23 protein-coding genes are annotated in these 22218 nt (G+C 70.8%); 22 read left to right on the top strand and 1 reads right to left on the bottom strand.

Annotated features, from left to right (window positions below; translation table 11 throughout):
* Positions 1 to 11 precede the first annotated feature (11 nt).
* Positions 12 to 956: a chorismate transformation FkbO/Hyg5 family protein gene (locus K5L01_RS08595; protein ID WP_425603874.1), complete on the bottom strand. Its 945-nt coding sequence runs from the start codon at positions 954 to 956 to the stop codon at positions 12 to 14.
* 357 nt (positions 957 to 1313) lie between these two features.
* Here K5L01_RS08595 and K5L01_RS08590 point away from each other — a divergent pair, with 357 nt between their 5' ends.
* From K5L01_RS08590 to K5L01_RS08485, 22 genes are all read left to right on the top strand, one after another.
* On the top strand, positions 1314 to 2051 hold the full coding sequence (locus tag K5L01_RS08590; protein WP_250063883.1) for a beta-ketoacyl synthase chain length factor: 738 nt from the start codon (positions 1314 to 1316) through the stop codon (positions 2049 to 2051).
* Positions 2044 to 2844: a lysophospholipid acyltransferase family protein gene (locus tag K5L01_RS08585; RefSeq protein ID WP_250063881.1), complete on the top strand. Its 801-nt coding sequence runs from the start codon at positions 2044 to 2046 to the stop codon at positions 2842 to 2844. The genes K5L01_RS08590 and K5L01_RS08585 overlap by 8 nt, the downstream gene beginning before the upstream one ends.
* Positions 2816 to 3088 carry a phosphopantetheine-binding protein gene (locus tag K5L01_RS08580; protein WP_250063879.1) on the top strand — a complete coding sequence of 91 codons (273 nt, stop codon included), beginning with the start codon at positions 2816 to 2818 and terminating at the stop codon, positions 3086 to 3088. Before K5L01_RS08585 ends, K5L01_RS08580 begins: the two co-directional genes overlap by 29 nt.
* Positions 3089 to 3105: 17 nt before the next feature.
* The gene (locus K5L01_RS08575) at positions 3106 to 3363 is read left to right on the top strand and encodes an acyl carrier protein (protein WP_250063877.1); all 258 of its coding nucleotides are present in this window, start codon (positions 3106 to 3108) and stop codon (positions 3361 to 3363) included.
* A 21-nt stretch (positions 3364 to 3384) separates the two neighbouring features.
* Positions 3385 to 3936 (top strand): COG4648 family protein, encoded by a 552-nt coding sequence (locus K5L01_RS08570; RefSeq protein WP_250063875.1) that lies wholly within the window; start codon positions 3385 to 3387, stop codon positions 3934 to 3936.
* Complete coding sequence (locus K5L01_RS08565) at positions 3929 to 5614, top strand: ApeI family dehydratase (protein WP_250063874.1); 1686 nt, start codon at positions 3929 to 3931, stop codon at positions 5612 to 5614. The genes K5L01_RS08570 and K5L01_RS08565 overlap by 8 nt, the downstream gene beginning before the upstream one ends.
* Entirely contained in the window at positions 5607 to 6377 is a 771-nt protein-coding gene (locus K5L01_RS08560; RefSeq protein WP_250063872.1) for a glycosyltransferase family 2 protein, read from the top strand. The genes K5L01_RS08565 and K5L01_RS08560 overlap by 8 nt, the downstream gene beginning before the upstream one ends.
* Positions 6377 to 7315 (top strand): lysophospholipid acyltransferase family protein, encoded by a 939-nt coding sequence (locus tag K5L01_RS08555; RefSeq protein ID WP_250063870.1) that lies wholly within the window; start codon positions 6377 to 6379, stop codon positions 7313 to 7315. Before K5L01_RS08560 ends, K5L01_RS08555 begins: the two co-directional genes overlap by 1 nt.
* Positions 7305 to 8855, top strand: a complete 1551-nt coding sequence (locus tag K5L01_RS08550) for an HAL/PAL/TAL family ammonia-lyase (protein WP_250063868.1) — start codon at positions 7305 to 7307, stop codon at positions 8853 to 8855. The genes K5L01_RS08555 and K5L01_RS08550 overlap by 11 nt, the downstream gene beginning before the upstream one ends.
* Positions 8842 to 9264 carry an acyl-CoA thioesterase gene (locus K5L01_RS08545; RefSeq protein ID WP_250063864.1) on the top strand — a complete coding sequence of 141 codons (423 nt, stop codon included), beginning with the start codon at positions 8842 to 8844 and terminating at the stop codon, positions 9262 to 9264. The genes K5L01_RS08550 and K5L01_RS08545 overlap by 14 nt, the downstream gene beginning before the upstream one ends.
* Positions 9265 to 9299: 35 nt before the next feature.
* Positions 9300 to 9890: an outer membrane lipoprotein carrier protein LolA gene (locus K5L01_RS08540; protein WP_250064153.1), complete on the top strand. Its 591-nt coding sequence runs from the start codon at positions 9300 to 9302 to the stop codon at positions 9888 to 9890.
* Positions 9883 to 12255, top strand: a complete 2373-nt coding sequence (locus K5L01_RS08535) for an MMPL family transporter (protein ID WP_250063862.1) — start codon at positions 9883 to 9885, stop codon at positions 12253 to 12255. Before K5L01_RS08540 ends, K5L01_RS08535 begins: the two co-directional genes overlap by 8 nt.
* A gap of 34 nt (positions 12256 to 12289) precedes the next feature.
* Entirely contained in the window at positions 12290 to 13561 is a 1272-nt protein-coding gene (locus K5L01_RS08530; RefSeq protein WP_250063861.1) for an NAD(P)/FAD-dependent oxidoreductase, read from the top strand.
* The gene (locus tag K5L01_RS08525; RefSeq protein ID WP_250063859.1) at positions 13549 to 14097 is read left to right on the top strand and encodes a DUF3261 domain-containing protein; all 549 of its coding nucleotides are present in this window, start codon (positions 13549 to 13551) and stop codon (positions 14095 to 14097) included. Before K5L01_RS08530 ends, K5L01_RS08525 begins: the two co-directional genes overlap by 13 nt.
* Positions 14094 to 15287, top strand: coding sequence for a beta-ketoacyl-[acyl-carrier-protein] synthase family protein (locus K5L01_RS08520; RefSeq protein WP_250063857.1), 1194 nt, complete (start codon positions 14094 to 14096; stop codon positions 15285 to 15287). The genes K5L01_RS08525 and K5L01_RS08520 overlap by 4 nt, the downstream gene beginning before the upstream one ends.
* Complete coding sequence (locus K5L01_RS08515; RefSeq protein ID WP_250063855.1) at positions 15280 to 15735, top strand: hotdog family protein; 456 nt, start codon at positions 15280 to 15282, stop codon at positions 15733 to 15735. The genes K5L01_RS08520 and K5L01_RS08515 overlap by 8 nt, the downstream gene beginning before the upstream one ends.
* Positions 15732 to 16463 carry a 3-oxoacyl-ACP reductase FabG gene (fabG, locus tag K5L01_RS08510; protein WP_250063853.1) on the top strand — a complete coding sequence of 244 codons (732 nt, stop codon included), beginning with the start codon at positions 15732 to 15734 and terminating at the stop codon, positions 16461 to 16463. The genes K5L01_RS08515 and fabG overlap by 4 nt, the downstream gene beginning before the upstream one ends.
* Positions 16463 to 17704: a beta-ketoacyl-ACP synthase gene (locus K5L01_RS08505; RefSeq protein ID WP_250063851.1), complete on the top strand. Its 1242-nt coding sequence runs from the start codon at positions 16463 to 16465 to the stop codon at positions 17702 to 17704. Before fabG ends, K5L01_RS08505 begins: the two co-directional genes overlap by 1 nt.
* Positions 17705 to 17731: 27 nt before the next feature.
* Positions 17732 to 17884, top strand: a complete 153-nt coding sequence (locus K5L01_RS08500) for a hypothetical protein (protein ID WP_250063850.1) — start codon at positions 17732 to 17734, stop codon at positions 17882 to 17884.
* Positions 17885 to 17905: 21 nt separating this feature from the next.
* Positions 17906 to 18160 carry a hypothetical protein gene (locus K5L01_RS08495; protein WP_250063848.1) on the top strand — a complete coding sequence of 85 codons (255 nt, stop codon included), beginning with the start codon at positions 17906 to 17908 and terminating at the stop codon, positions 18158 to 18160.
* Between the two features lie 209 nt (positions 18161 to 18369).
* Positions 18370 to 18645 (top strand): YcgL domain-containing protein, encoded by a 276-nt coding sequence (locus K5L01_RS08490; RefSeq protein WP_250064152.1) that lies wholly within the window; start codon positions 18370 to 18372, stop codon positions 18643 to 18645.
* A complete protein-coding gene (locus K5L01_RS08485) occupies positions 18638 to 21961 on the top strand; it encodes an ankyrin repeat domain-containing protein (RefSeq protein ID WP_250063846.1) in 3324 nt (1107 codons plus the stop codon). The genes K5L01_RS08490 and K5L01_RS08485 overlap by 8 nt, the downstream gene beginning before the upstream one ends.
* The last annotated feature ends 257 nt before the right edge of the window (positions 21962 to 22218 follow it).

The raw sequence follows: 22218 nt of genomic DNA, 5'->3' as shown, positions 1-22218 counted from the left end.
GCGGCCACCGTTCAGTAGTGCATTCCCTCGATCTCGACCAGCAGCTCGGCGCGGCAGACCTCGCCGTGCAGTACCAGGCACATCGAGGCATCGAAGCCCTGCTGCCGCAGGTGATCGGCGACGGCCTGCATGTCGTTCGCCTCGCGCACATAGACCTTCAGCAGCGATCCCCCACCCAGGCGGGGCGACAGCGAGGGGCGGTGGGTGCGGGCGGCGTCGATCAGGCTCGCCAGGTTGAGCAGGACTTCGTCGCACTGCCGCAGCAGCATGCCCGCGTGGCGGGAGGCATGGCCGGTGATCGCCGCGGTGCCCGACTGCAGCAGGGGCAGCCCGGTGGCCGCGGGCGGCAGCATGGCGCGGGCGAAGCTGGGTGACTGCGGACCGTACTGCCGCGGGTAGGCGTAGGCGCTGACCTGGCGCGGGTTCTCCAGGGGAATGCCGGGCTGGCGCGCCGCCAGGCAGTACACCTGCACACGGCGCCGGCCGTCGAAACCGCCCACGCAGGTGGCGGCCGGCAGGGTGGCCTCGTCCAGCGTGCGCAATCCGCGGACCCGCCCGAGGCAGAACTGCCGGTAGCGTTCATCGTCGCCTTCACCCTCGGTGATGGCATCCAGGTAGTTCCAGGTGCGCAGCAGGTGCGGCTGTTCATCCTGCGCCAGAAACGCGGTGATCTCGGCATAGGCGGCCGCCGAGGCGGCCTCGATGCCATGGCCGGCCTCATCGATCTCTATGGCGGTGAACAGCATCTCGCGGTTGCGCGACCAGCGCACGCGGCCCTCGATGCCGCGCTCGGCCGGCGATGCACCCCGCCAGACTTCGATGCGGCCGGCGCCGTGCTGGGCCAGGGGTATCTGCAGCCAGTGCGGTGCTTCCGGCCCGCCGGCCCCGATGCCGAAGCCGAAGGCGGCGAGCGTGTACGGATCGGCCAATACGGCGTCGCGCCGGTCCGCGGGCATGTAGCACGCCTGGAACAGGACGTTCTCGGCAGAAGCGGGTACGGCGGAGGGCGGCGTCGAGGGGGGGGAACTGCTCATTCTTGTTGGGATGGATCTGCTGCCAGTTGCTGGCCGGCATGATAGCTTGGCTTCGCCGACGCTCCCAGCAAGCAGCCGGGACGCTGGGCGGGCAGGTTGCGCCGGGGGGCGCCCTGCTGGAAAGGCGGTTTCGCGCCGTGGTATCCAGGAGGTGGACCGGTGCGCCGCGAGGGGGTGGAACCGAAGGGAATGCGGCTCCGGAGCTTTCCGGAACCTGGGGTGTGCCGGCATGATTGCGGCGCAAGGTGAAGGATTTTCCGTTCAATCGCGATGGCTTGAATGATCGAGTTTTCCGTTGTGGGCTGGTCGGCCTGGGCGCCCGGCCTGACCGATGCAGAACAGTGGCGGGCCTGGGCGGCCGCGCCCTGGGTGCCGCTGGGCGACGAGGCGCCGGTATTGGCCGAAGTCCCCGCCCTCCAGCGCCGCCGGATCGAGCGGCTGGGGCGGATGGCCATCCAGGTTGCGTGCTGGTGCGAGCCGCCCGGCGATCACGCGCCGTTCCCGCTGGTGTTCGCGTCCCGTCACGGTGACGTGGCGCGATCGCTGTCGCTGCTCGAGGCGCTGGTGGAGGAGCAGGCGATGTCGCCCACCGCGTTCGGCCTTTCCGTCCACAACGCGGTCGCTGCGATGTACTCGATCATCCGCGGCGACCGCGGCAACTACCTGGCCCTGGCGGCCGGCGGCGGAACCGTCGAAGCGGCGTGCATGGAAGCCGCGGCATTGCTGGCCGACGGTGCGCAGGAAGTGCGGGTCATCGCCTACGAGGCCCCCTTGCCGGCCGTCTATTCGGCGTTCTCGACCGAGCCCGAAGCCGGTTTTGCCTGGTGCTGGCGCCTGCGGCCGGCGGGCTGCCCGGGAGTGCGCGTGAGCCTGGACTGGGAAGCGCAGGCAGGGCCGGAAGCGCCGACGCCGGCATTGCCGCGCGGCCTGGATGCACACCGCTTCCTGCTCGCGGGCGAACGTGAATACGTCCATGCGACGGAGGAGATGCGCTGGAGATGGCGGCGTCATGCGTAACGCGGCCAGGCGCCGGCTCGACCATGGATGGCGGGTACTGGCCACGGGCGTCAGTTTCGCCGCGTTCGGCGTCGGCGGCCTGCTGCTGGGCGGCCTGCTGATGCCCCTGCTGCTCCTGATCCGCCGTCCCGAGCGGCGGCAGGCCATCGCCCGCCGGCTGGTCCAGCTCAGTTTTGCCGGGCATGTCGGCCTGATGCACCGGCTGGGCGTGCTGACCTACGAGATCCGGGGGCGCGAACGGCTGCAGCGCAAGGGGCTGCTGGTCCTCTCCAACCACCCGACATTGATCGACGTGGTGTTCCTGGTGTCGCTGCTGCCCAATGCGGACTGCGTGGTGAAGCGCGCGGTCGCGCGCAACCCGTTCATGCGCGGGCCGGTGCGGGCCGCCGGGTACATCGCCAACGACGATGGCGCGGGACTGGTGGAGGAATGCATCCAGGCGGTGCGCGACGGGGGAGCCCTGGTCATTTTCCCGGAAGGAACCCGCAGCGTGCCCGGACAGCGGCCCAGGCTGCAGCGCGGTGCCGCCAATATCGCGGTGCGCGGCAAGCTGGACATCACGCCGGTGCGGATCACCTGCGTACCGCCCACCCTTGGCAAAGGCCAGAAATGGTATCTTGTGCCTTCACGAAGTTTTCACGTTTGCATCGAGATCGGCGACGATATCCCCATTGCGCCGTTTCTGGAACGGGCAGGTCCGCCCAATGCGGAGGCATTGGCCGCGCGGCGGCTCACCGATCACCTTACCCACTATTTCGATCCGTATGAACAATCGCACCGAGCAGGGAATTGAGCACGAAATCAAGGAATTGATCATTTCGTCGCTCTCGTTGGAGGACATCGCTCCAGAGGATATCGATTCGGCCGCGCCGCTGTTCGTGGAAGGCCTGGGGCTGGATTCCATCGATGCCCTGGAGCTGGGGTTGGCTCTGCAGAAAAAATATGGCGTCAGCCTGTCGGCTGATTCGGAAGAGACGCGCCGCCACTTTTCCAGCGTGCGCGCACTGGGCGAGTTCGTGGTATCCCGCCAGGCATGAGCGCTCAAGGAACTGTCATGACCAAGACTGAACTGTTCGACCATATTGTCCGCCTGCTCCACGAGAGCTTCGAAATCGAGCCGGATCGCATCGTCCCCGAGGCGCGCCTGTACGAGGACCTCGATATCGACAGCATCGATGCGGTCGACCTGATCGTGCAGCTCAAGCCGTTGCTGGGCCGCAACCTGCAGCCGGAAGCCTTCAAGGCCGTACGCAGCGTCCAGGACGTGGTCGACGTCGTCCACAGCCTGCTGCCCGGCCAGCAGGCTGCCTGACCGGTTCCGCGGATTCCGGAGATGACGCGCCTGCGCATGCTCGTGTTCGGCGCGTTGTCGTTGGCCTACCCGCTGCTGGTCTATGGAGCGATGGGGCGTTTCGATCCACGCTGGCTTGCGCTCGGGCTGTTCGTGCTGGCCCTGATGCGCTGGCTGGCGACCCGCCAGGCGCAGTGGGCGGTGGTCGCGGCGGGGACGGGGGCGCTGGCGCTGGCGGCGACGCTGTCCAGCCAGACATTGCCGCTCAAGCTCTACCCCGTCCTGGTCAATGCGGTGCTGCTGCTGGTGTTCGGCGGCAGCCTCCGCTTCGGCCCGCCGGTGGTCGAGCGCCTGGCGCGGCTGCAGGAGCCGGACCTGCCGGCGTTCGCGGTGGTCCATACCCGCCGGGTCACTCAAGTGTGGTGTGTCTTTTTCGTATTCAACGGAAGCGTGGCCCTCATGACCGCGCTGTGGGCCTCGGACCGGGTCTGGGCGCTGTACAACGGGGTGTTGGCGTACGTGATGATGGGTGTTCTGTTCGCAGGGGAGTGGCTGGTGCGACGAAGGGTGAAGGCGGCGCACTCGCATGGCTGAGTGGGTTGCCCTGGACCGCCTGCTCGAGCGGCCGCGGCCAGGCCGCGGCGTCGGCGTGCATGCCGGAGAGACCATCGACCACGCCGGCTTCCACCACCGGGTGCGGCGCTGGCAGGCAGCGTTCGCGGCGAATGCCGGCCGCGACTGGGCGGTGTACTTCGAGGACACGATGACGTTTGCCGCCGCGCTGTTCGGCGCGTGGCATGCCGGCAAGCGGGTCGTCATCTGCCCGGACGACCTGCCCGCGACGCGCGCGGCCCTGCGCCCGCGGGTAGCCGGGTTCGCCGCGGACATCGCCCCCTCCTGGCCGGCCGTGGAGGCGCCGGAGGATCACGCGGCGGCCCTGCAGCGCCTGGACATGCACGCCTGCGAGCTGGTGGTCTTCACTTCGGGAAGCACCGGCGAGCCCAGCCCGATCAGGAAACGCCTGCACCAGCTGGCGAGCGAAGTGCAGGCACTGCAGGATGCGTTCGGTGCGGAACTTGACGGCGTGCAGGTGCACGGCACGGTGTCCCACCAGCACATCTACGGGCTGCTGTTCCGGGTGCTGTGGCCGCTGGCCGCCGGGCACGTGATCCAGCCGCGCCGATTCTTCCACGAGGACCTGGCCAGAGCGCTGTCGGCCTCGCAGTCGGTGCTCGTGGCGACGCCGGCCCACCTCAAGCGCCTGCCCGAGCAACTGGACTGGGCCAGCGTGCGAGGCCGCCTGCGTGCGGTGTTCTCGTCCGGCGGGCCGCTGCCGGACGATGCGGCCCGCCAGGTGCGGCAGTGGCTGGGGGTGGCGCCCACCGAGATCTATGGAAGCAGCGAGACCGGCGGCATCGCCTGGCGCCGCTGGGAGGGCGCGGCCGTGGCGGCGTGGCGCCCGTTGCCGTCGGTGCAGTGGCGGGTGGAGAGCGACGGCTGCCTGGCCGTCGCATCCCCGCACCTGGAGAACGATGACTGGTGGAATACGCAGGATCGGGTGGAGGTGCTGGCGGACGGCCGCTTCCGCCTGCTGGGGCGCGTCGACCGCATCGTCAAGATCGAGGAGCGGCGCGTCTCGCTGGATGCCCTGGAGCGCGCACTGCGCGCCGATGCGCGGATCGCCGAGGCGCGCGTCCTGGTCCTGGCCGGTGCGCGTGAACAGCTGGCGGCGGTGTTGGTGCCGGCCGATCCATCGCTGCTGGACGCGGATGACGCCACACGCCGGGCGTTCACCCGGGCGCTGGATGCGGTGCTCGCTGCGGGGCACGATGCGGTGACCCGTCCACGCCGTTGGCGGCTGGTCGGCGGGCTTCCACTCAACCCGCAGGGAAAGGTCACGCAGAGCGGCCTGGCGGCACTCTTCCATCCCGAGCGGCCGGTACCGCGCTGGACCGAGCGCTCGGCCGCCGCAGCGGCCCTGGAGCTGGCGCTGGAGCCTTCGTTGCGGGTATTCGAGGGGCATTTTCCCCAGGCGCGGATCCTGCCGGGCGTCGCCCAGCTGGACTGGGCCATCCATTTCGGGCGCGAGGCCTTCGCGATCCCGCCCCGCTTCGTCCGCATGGATGCGGTGAAGTTCCAGCAGGTCGCCCGTCCGGGCGATGTCCTGTCGCTGCGCCTGGACTGGGATGCGGGGCGGGGGGTACTGGCTTTCCGGTATACCTCCGGCCACGGTGTGCATGCCAGTGGAAAGGTGGTCTTCGACGATGCCTGAGGAGCGGCTGGCGGCCGAGGGTGCTTTCGCGCCCTTGGCGGTGATACCCGTATACGACCACGAGCACGCCATTGCCGCGGTGGTCGACGGCGTGCGCGCCGGCGGCCTGCCGTGCCTGCTGGTGGACGATGGCTCGCATGCGTCCTGCGCCGGGGTGCTGGACGCGCTCGCCGGGTTGCCGGGCGTGGCGCTCCTGCGGCTGGGACGCAACCAGGGAAAGGGCGGGGCCATGCTGGCCGGCTTCGCCGAAGCGGCACGACGGGGATTCAGCCATGTGCTGCAGATCGATGCCGACGGCCAGCACAACACCGGCGACGTGCCGCGTTTCGTCGCCGCCGCCCGGGCATGTCCGCAGGCGGTGATCTGCGGCATCCCGGCCTACGACGCCAGCGTTCCCAAGGCCCGCCTGTACGGCCGCTATGCCACGCATGTCTGGGTCTGGATCAATACGCTTTCCCTGCACCTGCGCGACTCGATGTGCGGTTTCAGGGTCTATCCGCTGGCACCGGTGCTGCGCCTGGTCGGCGAGGAGCGCATCGGCCGCCGCATGGATTTCGACAGCGAGATCCTGGTGCGGCTGTTCTGGCGGCAGGTGCCGGTGCAGCACCTTTCGACCCGCGTGACCTATCCGCTTGATGGGGTTTCGCATTTCGACGTCTGGCGGGACAACCTGCGCATCAGCGGCATGCATGCACGCCTGTTCTTCGGCATGCTCGCGCGCGCGCCGCGGCTGCTGTGGCACCGCTGGGCAAGGGGCGGATGATGCGCGCGCGTGCCACGCCCCACTGGGCCGACATCGGCGAATCCACCTCGGTGGCCGGGGTGATGCTGCTGTGCTGGGTGCACCGGTGGTTCGGGCGCTGGCCGTTCCGCGCATGCCTCTGGCCGGTGGTGCTGTGCCACTGGCTGGCCAATGGTGTCGCCCGGCGGGCATCGCTGCAGTACCTGCAGCGCCTGCAGGCGCATACCGGGGTGCTGCGCCGGACGCCCGGTCGCCGCGACAGCCTGCGGCACTTCTTCGTGTTCGCCGATACGCTGCTGGACAAGATCCTCGGCCTGGGAGGGCGCTACCCGGCGGAGCGCGTCCAGCTGCGGCGCGAGCTGATGCTGGAGAAGATCGCGCGCCGCGAAGGCGGCCTGATCCTCACCGCGCACATCGGCTGCCTGGAGCTGTGCCAGGTACTGGCCGAACAGGTTCCGGGGTTCCGCATCACCGTGCTGGTGCATACCGCGCATGCCCGCCGGTTCAACGGCCTGCTGCGGCGGCTGGACCCGCTGGCCACGGTGGAGCTGGTGCAGGTCTCGGACATGGGGCCGGCGACGGCGATGGCGTTGGCCGACAAGGTGGCTGCGGGTGGATTCGTGGCCATCGTCGGCGACCGCGTTCCGGTCCAGGCCGGGCGTACGGTGACCGCCGACTTCCTGGGCCACCGCGCCCCGTTTCCGATCGGCGCCTATGCCCTGGCCGCGGCGCTGGCATGCCCGGTCTACACCATGTCGTGCCTGCATGACGGCCAGGGCTACCGTGTCGACTTCGAGCGCTTCAGCGACCGCATCGTGCTGCCGCGCGGATCGCGCGACGCGGCGACTGCCGAACAGGCGCAGCGCTTCGCCCACTGGCTGGAGCGGCAACTCGCCCGCTCCCCTTTCGACTGGTTCAACTTCTTTCCCTTCTGGGATCAGGAATTCCATGGCAAGTGACGCAGTCCCCGCGTGCCGCTTCGGCGACGCACCATTGACCATAGAAAACGTGGTCGCCCTGGCCGGGCGGCGCGCAGAGGCGATGCTCAGCGATGCCCCCGACGTCCGTGCCCGCATCCAGCGGGGGGCGGACTTCCTCGACCGCCTGCTGCGCGAGGACGGCGTGATCTATGGCGTGACCACCGGCTATGGCGATTCGTGCACCGTCAACATTCCGCCCGCGCTGGTGGCCGAGCTGCCCCACCATCTGTACGCCTACCACGGGTGCGGCCTGGGCCGGTACCTTGATCCGGCCGAGACCCGTGCGGTGGTCGCTGCACGGCTCGCGTCGCTGGTGCGCGGCATGTCCGGCGTCAGCCTGCCGCTGCTCGAGGGCCTGGCCACCCTGCTGCGCCACGACGTGCTGCCGCTGATTCCGGCCGAGGGATCGGTGGGGGCCAGTGGCGACCTGACGCCCCTGTCCTACGTGGCCGCGGTGCTGTGCGGCGAGCGCGACGTGCGCTACGGAGGGCAGGTGCGGCCGGCCGCCGAGGTGCTGGCGGAGATCGGCATGGCGCCGCTGCGGCTGCGGCCCAAGGAAGGCCTGGCGATCATGAACGGGACGGCGGTGATGACCGGGCTGGCCTGCCTGGCCTGGCAGCGCGCCGACTACCTGTCGCGGCTGGCCACGCGCTTGACCGCCTTCAACGTCCTCGCAAGCGCCGGCAACGCGCACCACTTCGACGAAACGCTGTTCGCGGCGAAGCCGCACCCGGGGCAGTCGTGCACCGCGGCGCGCCTGCGCGGCGACCTGCACAGCGAACGTCCGCCCCGCAACGGACAGCGCCTGCAGGACCGTTACTCGCTGCGGTGCGCGCCGCACGTGATCGGCGTGTTGGAGGACAGCCTTCCGTTCCTGCGCCAGCTGATCGAGACCGAGCTCAACAGCGCCAACGACAACCCGTTGATCGACGTCGACGGCGAACGCATCCTGCATGGCGGCCATTTCTATGGTGGCCATATCGCGTTGGCGATGGACACGCTGAAGACCACGGTGGCCAACGTCGCCGATCTTCTCGACCGCCAGCTCGCGCTGCTGGTCGACGCGCGCTACAACCATGGGCTGCCGGCGAACCTCTCCGCGGCCACCGGCCCGCGCGCGGCGATCAACCACGGCCTCAAGGCGCTGCAGATCAGCGTTTCGGCGTGGACCGCCGAGGCCCTGAAGCAGACCATGCCGGCCTCGGTGTTCTCCCGCTCCACCGAGTGCCACAACCAGGACAAGGTCAGCATGGGCACCATCGCCGCGCGTGACTGCCTGCGGGTGATCGAGCTGACCGAACAGGTGGCCGCCGCAATGCTGGTGGCTGCGCGGCAGGGGCTGGAACTGCGCGAGCGCGTCGGGCTCGACGCGCAGCTGCAGGGCGACCTTGCCGGCATGTACGCCGACCTTAGGCAGCGCATCGCGCTGTTCGACGAGGATCGGGCGCTCGACCATGAACTGCGGACGCTTCTCGAGGATATCCGCGCGCAACGATGGGAGCTCTATGCCGATGCATAACCCGGCCTGCGAAATCGAACTGTCCCCGGCATTCCACGACTGCGACCCGATGCATGTCGTCTGGCATGGCAACTATTTCAAGTACCTGGAGATCGCGCGCTGCGCCCTGCTCCAGCGGCACGACTACGACTACCCGCAGATGCTCGAATCCGGCTACCTGTGGCCGGTGGTCGACGCCCGGATAAAGTACGTGCGCCCGCTGCGCTACCAGCAGGCCCTGCGCGTCAGCGCGGAGATCGTCGAATGGGAAAACCGGCTCAAGATGCAGTACGAGATCCACGACGCGCGGGATGGACAGCTGCTGACGCGCGCGATGACCATCCAGGTGGCGGTCGACGTCACCAGCAACGAGATGCTGTACCAGTGCCCCGCGGTCCTGTGGCAGCGGCTTGGAGTACCCGCGCCATGACGCGTTCGAACGCCTGGTGGCCGCTGGCCGCGTGCATGCTGCTGTGGATGGTGATGCCGCTGGCACGGGCGGCCGAGCCGGTCATCGACGCCATCACCGAGATGGTCGCGCGGCCGGAGGTGCTGCGCGGCCAGTTCAGCCAGGAAAAGCAGGTCAGCGGGTTCAGGAATCCGCTGCGCTCGCAGGGCCGGTTCCTGGTCGCGCGCCAGCGCGGCGTCATCTGGACCACGCTCAAGCCGTTTCCGTCGGAAGTGGTGGTGACCGCCGATCGGATCCTCAGCCGCCAGCGCGACGGCAGCACGCGGGTCGAGTTGGATGCCCGCCAGCAGCCCGCGATGCGCTCGATCAACGCGATCATGTTCGCATTGATGAGTGGCGATGTCGGGGCACTGTCCAGCCAGTTCCATGTCGACGCCACGCGCGTGGACCAGGGCTGGCGGCTGCAGCTGACGCCCAAGTCGGCGATGCTCGCGCGGGCCTTCCGTTCGATGACGCTGCAGGGCGACCGGTACGTGCGCGACGTGGAGATCGTCGAAGCGAACCAGGACCGTACCCGCATCCAGTTCAGCGACCTTGCGGACACGCCGGCATCGCTTACCGCCGACGAGGCCGGCCGCCTTGACTGATACCGCATACACGGGCCTGCAGCGCTGGTGGCGTTGGCTGGGGCTGGCCTGGCTGGCGCTGCTCCTGGTCCTGGCCGTGCAGCAGTGGAAGCTGTGGAGCGAAGAGCCGCGCATCGACACCGACATCCTGGCGCTGCTGCCGCGCGACGCGCACGACCGGCTGTTGTCCGACGCCACCCGCCGGATCGCCGACGCCAGCTCCCGGCAGCTGGTCGTCCTGCTCGGCAGCGACGACCCCGAGGCGACCCGGCGCGCGGAGGCGGCATTCGCCGATGCGGTACGCACGGATGCCGACGGACAGCTGCTGCGGCCGAACGGGTCGATCGAGGGCTGGTTCGAGCAGGCGCGCGCGTTCTACGCACCGTACCGGGACCGCCTGCTGACACCGGAACAGCGCGAAGAGCTCCAGCATGCCGAGATCGCCGGGCTTGCCGAGCGCGCGATGGCCAGTCTCTACGGCCCGATGGGCGCGCCGCGGCTCACCGAGTGGCGTGAGGATCCGCTTGCGCTGTGGCCGCAGTGGTGGCAGCAGCAGGCGCAGGGATCGGGCATGCGCGTGGGCGAGGACGGCCTGCTGCAGGCCGACGGCAAGTATTGGGCCGCGCTGCAGTACGACACGCGCGACTCCGCGTTCCAGCTGGATGGCGAGCGCTATCTCGGGGGGGTGCTGGAGCGTGCCGACGCGGCCGCCCGGCGCGCTGCGCCGCGGCTGGAGATCCTGCATGCCGGCGTGCCGCTGCACGCCGAGGCCGCGGCGGTCCAGGCCAACCATGAGATCAACCTCATCGGCTGGGGCTCGCTGGCCGCGGTCCTCCTGCTGGTGTGGCTGGCATTCCGCTCGCTGCGCCCGATCCTGCTGGTGGCGTCGTCGCTGCTGATCGGCTGTGGCGTGGCGCTGGCGGTGACGGTGCTGGTGTTCGGCAAGGTGCACGTGCTGACCCTGGTGTTCGGCGCTTCGCTGGTCGGCGTGGCCGAGGACTACGGTATCCATTGGTTCGCGGCCCGCCAGGCGGAACCGCGCAGCCATCGCTGGGCGCTGCTGCGGCATCTCCTGCCGGGGCTGTGGTTGGCGTTGTTGACCAGTGCGCTGGCCTACCTGGCACTGGGGCTGGCGCCGTTCCCGGGCTTGCGGCAGATGGCGCTGTTCTCCGTCGTCGGGTTGGCCTCGGCCTTCCTGACGGTGATCTTCTGGTTTCCCTGGCTGGATGGCGGAAAGATCAGGCAGAGCCGTTTTTCGCACTGGCTGGGCGACACCCTGGAACGCTGGCCAAGGCTCCAGGGCTGGCGCCAGGTGGCCCTGTTCGCGGGCACCGCGCTGGCACTGGCGGCGCTCGGCATCCTGCGCCTGCACAGCAACGACGACCTGCGCAGCCTGCAATCCTCGCCGCCGGCGCTGATCGCCGAACAGGTCCGCCTGAGCCAGCTGCTCGGCATGCCCAGCCCGGCGCAGTTCTACCTGGTGCAGGGGCGTACCGCGGCGCAGCTGCTGGAGCACGAGGAGCGCCTGACCGAGCGCCTGCGTGCGCTGGTGGATGCGCAGCGCATCGGCGGCTATCGCGCGATCAGCGACTGGCTGCCGTCGCCAGCACGCCAGGCGGCGGATGCGCGGCTGGTGGACGCGGTCGAACCGGCGGTGCTCGCGGCGATCTCCGAGGTCGTGGGCGAGCGCCTGGAACGGCCGGCCTTCAAGGACGCGCCGCTGACCGCCGAGGCCTTCATCGATTCGCCCGCCTCCGGCCCCTTCCGGCACCTCTGGCTTGGCGAGGTGGACGGGCGGCTGACCAGTGTGGTGATGGTCGACGATCTTTCCCGGGCCGACGCGCTCGTGGCGCTGGAGACCGCGGCCGACGGCCTGCAGGGGGTGCGCTGGGTCGACCGGACGGCGGACTTCTCGCAGCTCCTGGCCCATTACCGGACGCTTATGAGCGGGCTGCTGCTGGTCGGCATCGGGCTGGTGTTCGGCGCGCTGTGGCTGCGCTACCGCTCGCGCGCGTGGCGGGTGTTCGCCCCGACCCTCATCGCCGGTGCGTTGACACTGGGCCTGCTGGGCCTGTTCGGCCAGCCGCTGCAGCTGTTCAACGTGCTGGCGCTGCTGTTGTTGCTGGGCATGGGAATCGATTACGGGATCTTCCTGGTCGAGCACCGCGGCGACGCGAGCGCGTGGCTCGCGGTCTGCGTGGGTGCGGCCAGCACCTGGCTGTCGTTCGGACTGCTGGGCCTGTCGGCGACGCCGGCATTGCGGGCCTTCGGCCTGACGCTGTTGTTCGGCATCGGGCTGGTATGGCTGATCTCGCCGTTGTTCCGCCCGGATCCCGAGTCGCTGCCGCCGCCATCCCCGATCCCGCCGGCACCTCCGGCACCCTGACCCCTCCATTTACCCGACTCTCAAGGACGTCCCGATGAACGCTGCCGTGGAAGACCCAGTTGCTGCTCTGCCCTCCGTCGAACGCACCGAGATCCTGGTCATTGGCGCCGGTCCGGCCGGCTCCGTGGCCGCGGCGATGCTGTGCAAGCGGGGGCGGCAGGTGCTGATGATCGAACGCCAGCAGTTCCCGCGCTTCTCCATCGGCGAAAGCCTGCTGCCGCAGAGCATGGAGTACATCGAGGCGGCCGGCCTGCTGCAGGACGTGGTCGAAGCGGGATTCCAGCACAAGAACGGCGCGGCCTTCGTCCATGGCACGGCGACGACCGCGTTCGATTTCCGCGACAAGTTCTCGCCGGGCTGGGGGACCACCTACCAGGTGCAGCGCGCGGATTTCGACAACGTGCTGGCGCGCGGCGCCGAGCGCATGGGAACCACCCTGCGCTTCGGTGACGAGGTCCTGGCGGTGCGCCCGGGCGAACAGCCGTCGGTGGACGTGCGCAGGCCGGACGGCAGCGAGTACCGCATCGAGGCCGACTTCATCCTCGATGCCTCCGGTTTCGCCCGCCTGCTGCCGCGCCTGCTGGAACTGGAGTCGCCGTCGAACTTCCCGGTGCGCGGGGCCATCTTCTGCCACGTGCGCGACCATATTCCGATGGGCGCCGGCTTCGACCGCAACAAGATCCTGATCACCACCCATCCCGAACACATCGACGTGTGGTACTGGACCATCCCGTTCTCGAACGGCTGCTGCTCGCTCGGGGTGGTCGCCGAGCCGGCGTTCTTCGAGCGCTACGAGGGCGACAACCTGCAGAAGCTGCAGGCCATCGTTGCCGAGGACCCCAATCTCAGCCGGTTGATGGCGAACGCCGAGTGGGCGGTGTTGCCGGTGCGCACCATCACCGGCTATTCCGCCAATGTCCGCTCGTTGTGGGGGCCCGGCTACGCCCTGCTGGGCAATGCCGGGGAGTTCCTCGACCCGGTGTTCTCCTCCGGCGTCACCATCGCGTTCAAGTCGGCCCAGCTGGCCAGCGATTGCCTGGCGCGCCGCTATGCCGGCGAGCAGGTGGACTGGGAGGCGGAGTTCTCGGTGCCGCTGCGGGCCGGCGTCAAGACCTTCCGCCGTTTCGTGGAGGCCTGGTACCAGGGCGGCTTCCAGAAGATCATCTACCATCCCCATCAGCAGCCCGAGGTGCGGCGCATGATCTCCTCCATCCTCGCCGGCTACGCGTGGGATACGGACAATCCCTATGTCGATGATCCCAGCGGGCGCCGCATGCGGGTCCTGGAGGAGCTGTGCAGCGCCTGATCCTGCCGATGCTGCTGTGCCTGTTGCTGGCCGCCTGCGCCGGCAGCAGGCCGCGTCCCGTGGTCGAGCTGCCGCCACTGCAGCTGTCGCCTTCGCGCCTGCCCGCGCCGTTGGCGCTCCAGCAGCAGCTGCACTTCCGTTTCGGCAGCCATGAGCGCGATCTCGATGCGCTGCTCGAAGCGGACGCCGATGGCGTGCAGCTGGCGGTGCAGGCCATGGGCCGCACCGGCGTGCGGCTGCAATGGGATGGCCGCCAGCTGACGCAGCAGCGCGCGCCATGGCTGCCTCCACAGGTGCGGGCGGAGCGGGTGCTGGACGACCTGCAGTTCGCGCTGTGGCCGACGGCGGCGATCGCGGAGGTGCTGCCGGCCGGCTGGACGGTGGACGACGATGGCCGCCACCGTGGCCTGTCGCACGCCGGCACGGTGTGGCTGCAGCTGGAACGCCGGGATGACGGCAGCCTGCTGCTGGAGAATCGCGCCGAAGGCTATGCGCTGCGCATCGAATCGATCGAGATGACCGGCCAGGACCCATGACAGTACCGGTATTCCTGAACGACCTGGGAGTGGTGTGCGCATTGGGCAGGGGACGCGCGGCGGTGGCGGACGGGCTGTTCGCGGCGGTGCCCGGCGGGCTGAGCGACAACCGTGTCCTGTTGCCCGGAAAGGTCCTGGCGGTTGGCGAGGTGCTCGGTGCGGTGCCGTCCCTGGCGGAGCTGCCGGAGGCGCTCCGCGGCCGCAACAACGCCTTGCTGGACGCCGCGCTGGCGCAGATCCTGCCGGCGGTGCACGCGGCCATCGCCCGCCACGGCCCCGAGCGGGTGGCGGTGGTGGTGGGGACCAGCACCTCGGGCATCGGAGAATCCGAGCAGGCACTGCGCATCCGCCAGAAGCGCGGGCAGTGGCCGGAAGGGTTCGCTTATGGCCAGCAGGAAATGGGCAGCGCCGCGCGCTTCGTCCGCCACCGCAGCGGCGCCGACGGGCCCGCCTGGACACTGTCCACCGCCTGCTCGTCCAGCGCCAAGGCGCTGATGTCGGCGGCACGCCTGCTGCGCGCCGGCATCGTCGATGCGGTCATCGCCGGCGGCGCCGATACGCTGTGCCGCTTCACCGTTGCCGGCTTCAGCGCGCTGGAGTCGGTTTCGGCGCAGCGCTGCAACCCGTTCTCGCGCAACCGCGGCGGAATCAACATCGGTGAAGGCGCGGGCCTGTTCCTGGTGACCCGGGAGCCCGGCCCGGTGCGGCTTGCCGGCTGGGGCGAAACCTCCGATGCGCACCACATGTCGGCACCGGACCCGAGCGGCCGCGGCGCCGTGGATGCGCTCTGCCAGGCACTGCACCGCGCCGGCTGGGAACCCGGCAGCGTGGACTACGTGAACCTGCATGGCACGGCCACCCACCACAACGATGCGATGGAAGCGGCCGCCATGCGGCAGGTGTTCGGGCCCGAGGTGCCGTGCAGTTCGACCAAGCCGCTGACCGGGCATGCGCTGGGGGCTTCCGGCGCCATCGAAGCGGCACTCTGCTGGATCACGCTGGCGGCGAACCCGGAAGGGCGCCTGCCGCCGCACTGGTGGGACGGCCACCACGACGATGCACTGCCGCGGCTGGCGCTGGTGCCGGCGGGCGGGCACGCGGCCCGGGTGCCGCGCCGGGTGCTCAGCAGTTCGTTCGCCTTCGGTGGCAGCAACGCGGTGCTCGCACTGGAGGGGAGGGCGCATGACTGAACCGTATTCGATCGAGGACGTCGTGCCGCACCGCCATGCGATGTGCCTGCTCGACCGGGTCCTGTACTGGGACGAAGAATCGATACGCGCCGAACTGGTGGTGCCCGATTCGGGGCTGTTCGTCGCCGATGGCGGCGTACCCGCCTGGGTGGGCATCGAGTACATGGCGCAGGCGATCGCCGCCTGGGCCGGGTATCGGGCGCGCCGGGCCGGGGGCGTGCCGAGCATCGGGTTCCTGCTCGGGAGCCGGCGCTACAGCGCGGCACGGGCGGTGTTCCCGAGCGGCACGCGGCTGCAGGTCCATGCGCGCTGCGAACTGCTGGGAGACAATGGGCTGGGCATGTTCGCCTGCCAGCTGATGGCGGACGGCGAACAATGGGCCGCGGCCAACGTGTCGGTGTACGAACCGGCCGATGCACTGACCTATCTGGAGAACGGACAGCAATGACAGGGGATCTCAGCGTGCTGGTGACGGGTGCCAGCCGCGGTATCGGTCGCGCGATCGCATTGCGTGCGGCCCGTGACGGCTTCGACGTCGCGGTGCACTGCCGCAGCCGCGTCGAGGAGGCGCAGGCGGTCGTGGCCGACATACGGGAAATGGGCCGCCAGGCACGGGTGCTGTGCTTCGACGTGGCCGACCGTGCCGCGGCGCGGGCCGCGCTCGAGGCGGACGTGGAGAGCCATGGCGCCTACTACGGCGTGGTCTGCAATGCCGGCGTGGCGCGCGACGGCGCCTTCCCGGCGTTGAGCGCGCAGGACTGGGACCAGGTCGTCCACACCAACCTGGACGGGTTCTACAACGTCCTGCATCCCCTGGTCATGCCGATGGTGCGCCGGCGCAAGCCCGGGCGGATCGTGACGCTGGCGTCGGTCTCGGGGGTGGCGGGCAACCGCGGGCAGGTCAACTACAGCGCTTCGAAGGCCGGGATCATCGGCGCCACCAAGGCCTTGGCACTGGAGCTCGCCAGCCGTGGCATCACCGTCAACTGCGTCGCGCCGGGCCTGATCGACACCGAAATGCTCAACGACGAAGTCGTCGAGCACGCATTGAAGCTGATCCCGGCCGGCCGGGTCGGGCGCCCGGAGGAAGTCGCGGCGACGGTGGCGTTCCTGCTTTCCGAACCCGCCGCGTACATCACCCGGCAGGTGATCTCGGTCAACGGAGGAATGGTCTGATGGCAGGCCAGGACCGTCGCGTCGTGGTAACCGGCGCCGCCGCCATCAGCCCGCTGGGCCATGACTGGGCGAGCATACGCGCGCACCTGCGCTCCTGCCGGAATGCGGTGCGGACGATGCCCGAGTGGGACGTCTATGCCGGGCTGAACACCAAACTCGCCGCGCCGGCACAGGCGTTCACCCTGCCGGCGCACTACAACCGCAAGACCACCCGCTCGATGGGACGGGTCGCGGTGATGTCCGTACGCACCGCCGAACTGGCGCTCGAGCAGGCGGGCCTGGCCGGCCACCCGGTGCTGCGCAGCGGCCTGACCGGTGTCGCCTACGGCTCGTCGTCGGGCAGCCACGAGGCCACCGGCGAGTTCGGGCGCATGCTCAACGAGTTCACCACCGAAGGCATCAGCGCCACCACCTACCTGAAGATGATGAGCCACACCGCCCCGGTCAACATCGGGGTGTTCTTCGGCCTGAGCGGGCGCGTCTACACCACCTCCAGCGCCTGTACGTCCGGCAGCCAGGGGGTCGGTTCGGCCTACGAGGCGATCCGCTCCGGCAAGCAGCTGGTGATGCTCGGGGGCGGGTCCGAACAGCTCGACGCCACTGCCGCCGCGGTGTTCGACACGTTGTTCGCCACCAGCGTGCGCAACGATGCTCCCGGGACCACGCCCAGCCCCTTCGATGCGCGCCGCGACGGCCTGGTGCTGGGAGAGGGCGCGTGCACGCTGGTGCTGGAGGAGCTGGAACACGCGCTGGAACGCGGTGCGGACATCCTGGCCGAGGTGGTCGGCTACGGCACCAACAGCGATGGCCAGCATGTCACGCAGCCCAGCACCGACACGATGGCCCAGGCGATGCACCTGGCCCTGCAGGACGCCGGGATCGAGGCATCCCGGATCGGCTACGTCAATGCCCATGGCACTGCCACCGAGCATGGCGACATCGCCGAGACCCAGGCGACGGCACGGGTGTTCGGCAGCGCCGTTCCGGTGAGTTCGCTCAAGAGCTACGTCGGCCACATGCTCGGGGCCTGCGGTGCCTTCGAGGCATGGATGAGCATCGAGATGATGCGCGAGGGCTGGTTTGCGCCGACCTTGAACCTGAACGAGATCGATCCGCGCTGTGGTGCGCTGGACTACATCGTCGGGCAGGGCAGGGAACTGCAGACGGAGTACGTGATGAGCAACAATTTCGCCTTCGGCGGCATCAACACCTCACTGGTCTTCCGCCGCTGGCCCTGCTGACCCCCAGCCGCGACAAGGGGTCTTCCGGTGTTCCGTATCAACCTGATCCTCGCCTGCGTGCTGTTGGCCCTGCCGGGGCTGGCGTCCGCCCGCGAGACCCGTGTCGAGCAGTCGCTGCAGGAACTACTCCATTCGCAGCAGGCCCGCGATGCGGGGATCGACGGCAGCGTCCGCTTCTAACTGGCCGGCCAGAGTGTCCGGGTGTGCGAGCGCCTGGGCGAGGACGTGACCAACAAGAAGACCAACGCCGTGAACAAGAGCGATGCGGACGCCTGCCGCTGGGTGGCACTGTCGGCGCTGCTGGATGGCGCGCGGGCGCGCGGTGCCAATGCGGTCGTGGACATCGTCAGCTACTACAAGCAGAACACGTTCCGCAGCCCCGCGACCTATGAGTGCTATGCGGGAGCGCTGCTCGCCGGCGTTGCCCTGGAGGGGGTCTACGCCAGGGTGGACTGAACGGCTGCCCCGGCTCCCGGCGCAGGACCGCGGCCGGGCCGAGCGGCGTGAACGGCGCGGCGTGAATGGCGGCGCGCCCGTCCGCCGCGGCAGGAACCTGAATGCTGGCTGCGGGCGAGCTGCCCGGCCGCCTGGACCGCGATGCCTTTCGTCCGCTGCCGGTTTCCGACACAATCCCCGCATTCCCAAGCAGGGCCAAGCCCGCGGGCATGCATGCCTACGTCTACAAAAGCCAACGCAAGCCGGACACCTATGTCTACCTTGCCAAGCGCGACGATTTCGACGCGATTCCCTCCACGATCGGTACCGCTCTGGCGCCGTTCGCCTTCGTGCTGGAGGTCGCCCTGACGCCCGGCCGGCGCCTGGCCCGGGCCGATGCCGCGCGCGTGCGCGCCAACCTGGCCGACCACGGATTCCATCTGCAGTTGCCGCCGCCCCCGCTGGCGCCGGTGACGCCTCCCCGCATCGACGGTCGCGATGACTGACATCGCGCGTATCCGGGGCCTGGGCGCGCTGGCGGTCGGTGCGCTGCTGGCGCTCGCCGCCGTCCGCGGGGGGCTCGTCGCCGCCCTGTGCGGGGCGCTGGCGCAGCCGGCATTCGCGCTGGGCGTGTCGTGGTGGCGGCGCACACGTGCGGTCACGCCGCTCGCGTCCTGGGCACGCGAGCTGCCGCCGCTGCTGGCGCTGTGGGCCGGTGCCGCGGTGCTGCTCGCGGTGCTGGTGTCATGGCCGCTGGCGGCGCTGCGCGACAGCGGCAGCCTGCAGGCGGTGCTGGCCCTGTGCGTGGCGGTGAGCGTGGCGCTGTTGGCGCTGTGGCGCACCTGGCCGTTGTGGCAGGCCCTGGAGCGCGAAGGCGGCAGCCTGCGCGCGCGCTGGGCGGCCGTGTCCGGGCGCGGCCTGGATTCCTGGCAGGGCCTGTGGGCGGCCCTGGCGCTGGGGCTGCTGTGCGCGGCGGTGGTCGCGCCGGCCTGGCCGGACCTGGTCGATGGCGCGCTGCGCTGGCCGCTGGCCGCGGCCGTGGTGCTGCTGTCGCCGGTGCTGCATGCGCTGGTGCAGGCGCTGCCCGTGGCGGCGCCGGTGGTCGCGGCCGCGCCGCCGGCCCCGGCCTTCGATCCGTTCGCCGAGGCGCTGGCCGAGCCGGCGCCGTTGGAACCGATGGAGGCGCATGAACGGGCGCCGCAGCTGTACGACGCCGCCCGCGGCGGACGGGTCGACCGCGCCCTGCAGCTGCTCGAGGCCGGCGCCGACGCGCATGCGCTGCCGCCGGCCGACGCGCGCGACCAGCGCAGCCTGGCGGTACTGGCGGCGGTGCTGCCGGACCTGCGCCTGCTGCGTGCGCTGATCGCCCGCGGGGTCGACGTCAACCTGGCGCACCGCGGCATGACGCCGCTGCTGGCGGCCACCCGCGACAGCTGGCATGGCCGGCCCGAGGCGGTGATGACGCTGCTGGCCAACGGTGCCGATCCGCGCGCCGCCGATGCCGAGGGCAACACGCCGCTGCACCATGCCGCACGCAGCTCCGACCCCGGAGTGGCGGCCCTGCTGCGCGATGCCGCGGCCGAGATCGACGCGCTCAACCAGGAGGGGCACAGCCCGTTGGCGCTGGCCTGCCAGGCCGGCAACTGGCGCCTGGCGCGCTTCCTGCTGGAGCGGGGCGCGAAGGTGGAACCGCCCGGTGGCGTACCGGTGCTGATCTCGGCGGTCGCCGCCGAGGACGACGATCCGGCCGGGGTGCAGCTGCTGCTCAAGCACAAGGCGCGGCTGGACGCGCGCGACCGCAACCGCCGCAGCGCGCTGCACGAGGCCGCCGCCGCCGGCCATGCGGAGATCGTCGAGGTGCTGCTGGGTGCCGGCGCGCATGTCGAACCGCGCGACGCGGCCGGCCGTACGCCGTGGCTGGATGCGGCCGCGAACGGCCGCGCCGGGGTATTGGAACGCCTGCTGGCACATGCGCCGGAGGTCGCCGCGGTCGATGGCGAGGGCTGCAATGCGGTGCTGCTGGCCTGCCGTGCCGAAGGCACCACCGCGGCGCTGGTGCGGCGCCTGGTGGACCTGGGTATCGATGCCGGGCTGGCGGCCGCGGACGGTCGCCGCGCGATCGACCATGCCGCCGCGGCCGGCCGCTGGAGCATCGTCTCGCTGCTGGATCCCGGCTATCCGCTGCCGTCGGCGGTCAGCGACGCCCTCGCCGCCGGCGAGGGCGACGAGGCGGCGCCGGCGCGGCGGCTCGACGACCGCGCACCGCTGGCGTTGCTGCGCGAAGCGCTGGCCTTCGGCAATACCGACGGCATGGCGCCGCTGGCGCGGTTGTGCACGGCCGCCGACCTGGGCGGGCTGCTGCACGATCCGGCGCTGGCGCTGCAGCCAGCGGTGGTGGACTGGCTGCTGGTCCACGGGGCCGCGGCCGAAGAGCGCGATGCCTGTGGCGACACGCCGATGTTCGCGCTGCTGGCGCGTGGCGTGGACGCGCTTCCCACGGTGCAGGTACTGCTGCGGCATGGCGTCTCGCCGGCCGGACGCGGCGGCCTTGGCCGGCTGCTGGCGGCCTGCGTGCAGCACGACCAGGGCTCGCGCGGGACCGAACAGGCGGTGCTCGACCTGCTCGAGCGCGGCGCCGACCCGTTCGGCACCTCGCCGGTGGGCGATCCGCCGCTGGCGCTGGCCGTGCGCCTGGGATGGCTGCGGGTGCAGCAGTGGCTGCTGGTGCATGGTGCCGACCGTGAGGCCCGCGACAGCCATGGCATGACCGCCCTGCACCTGGCCACGGCGCTGGCGCGCGAGGCCTCGCTGAAACTGCTGGTGATGCAGGGCGCTTCGCCCGACGCGCGCGCCGCCGACGGCCAGACCCCGCTGGGGGTGGCGTTGTCCAGCGGCCGCCGCGACCTCGCCGACTGGCTCGACTGGCGCGCCTGGCCGCTGCCGCTGCGCCCCCTGCGCGACGCCGACGTGGCGGCCGCGGCGATGGCCGGCGACGCCGATGCGGTACGGCGGCTGATCGATCTCGGGCTGCCGGTCGATGCCGTCGATGCCCAGGGCTGCACCGGGTTGCTGCGGGCGGCCGGCGGCGGCCATGCCGCGGTCGTGGACCTGCTGCTGGCGCGCGGCGGCGATCCGCAGCATGCCGCGTCCAGCGGCGCCACGCCGCTGTCGGCGGCGGTGAGCATGCGCCAGTCCGGCATCGTCACCGCGCTGCTGGACGCCGGCGCCCGCATCGACCACCGGTTGCCGGGCGGCGTCACCGTACTGATGCTGGCCGCGGCGCTGGGCCTGCCCGACCTGGTCGCGCGGCTGCTGACCGCCGGCGCCGATGTGCATGCCGGCGACGACCAGCAACTGGCGCCGCTGCATTGCGCGGCGCTGTTCGGCTTCACCGCCCGCGACCGCTCGCGGCTGCTGGCGCTGCTGGACACGCTGCTGCTGGCCGGCGCCGAGCCGGACCAGCCGTCGGCGGGAACGGTCACGCCGCTGCTGCTGCTGCTGGGCGCGCGTGCCGAGCCGGGCACCGCCTGCGATGAACATGTGGTGCTGGCCGCGGTCGAGCGCCTGCTCGACGAAGGGGTCGCGCTGGACGCACGCGACCCGCGCGGTTTCGGTCCCCTGCACCTGGCGGCGCTGCACGGCCTGTCGCTGCTGGTGCAGCGCCTGCTGCGCGCCGGCGCCGATCCGGAACTGCGCGACGCCCTGGGCCGCACCCCGCGCGAGATCGCGGTCATGCGCGGCTTCATCGACATCGCCGGGGAGTTCGAGCCGGCGCTGCCGGGGGTCTCCTCGATGGCGCGGTTCCTGCGCGACCGCAGCTGAGGAGCGCGCCGCTGGCCGCGCCCTGGCGATCGTGCCGGGCGGCGTGCGGTCGCCGGGCGACGGCGCGGTTCCTACGCGATGGCGACTCTACGACGGGTACCGCCGGTCCGTGGCGGCGCGCGGCCCGTACCGGGTGCGGCGCGGTCGCCGGGGACCCTCGCCGCAGCCGCCTGCGGCACCGTCCGGGCAGCCGCGCGACGCCCGCCCACCAGGCCGTCCATCTCCCGCATGCCACTGGACAGCGTGCTGGGTTCGCG

Source organism: Stenotrophomonas mori (assembly GCF_023556335.1).
Taxonomy (GTDB): Bacteria; Pseudomonadota; Gammaproteobacteria; order Xanthomonadales; family Xanthomonadaceae; genus Stenotrophomonas; species Stenotrophomonas mori.
Note: the sequence above shows the minus strand (reverse complement) of the source record. Positions and strands in the feature narration are given on the sequence as shown.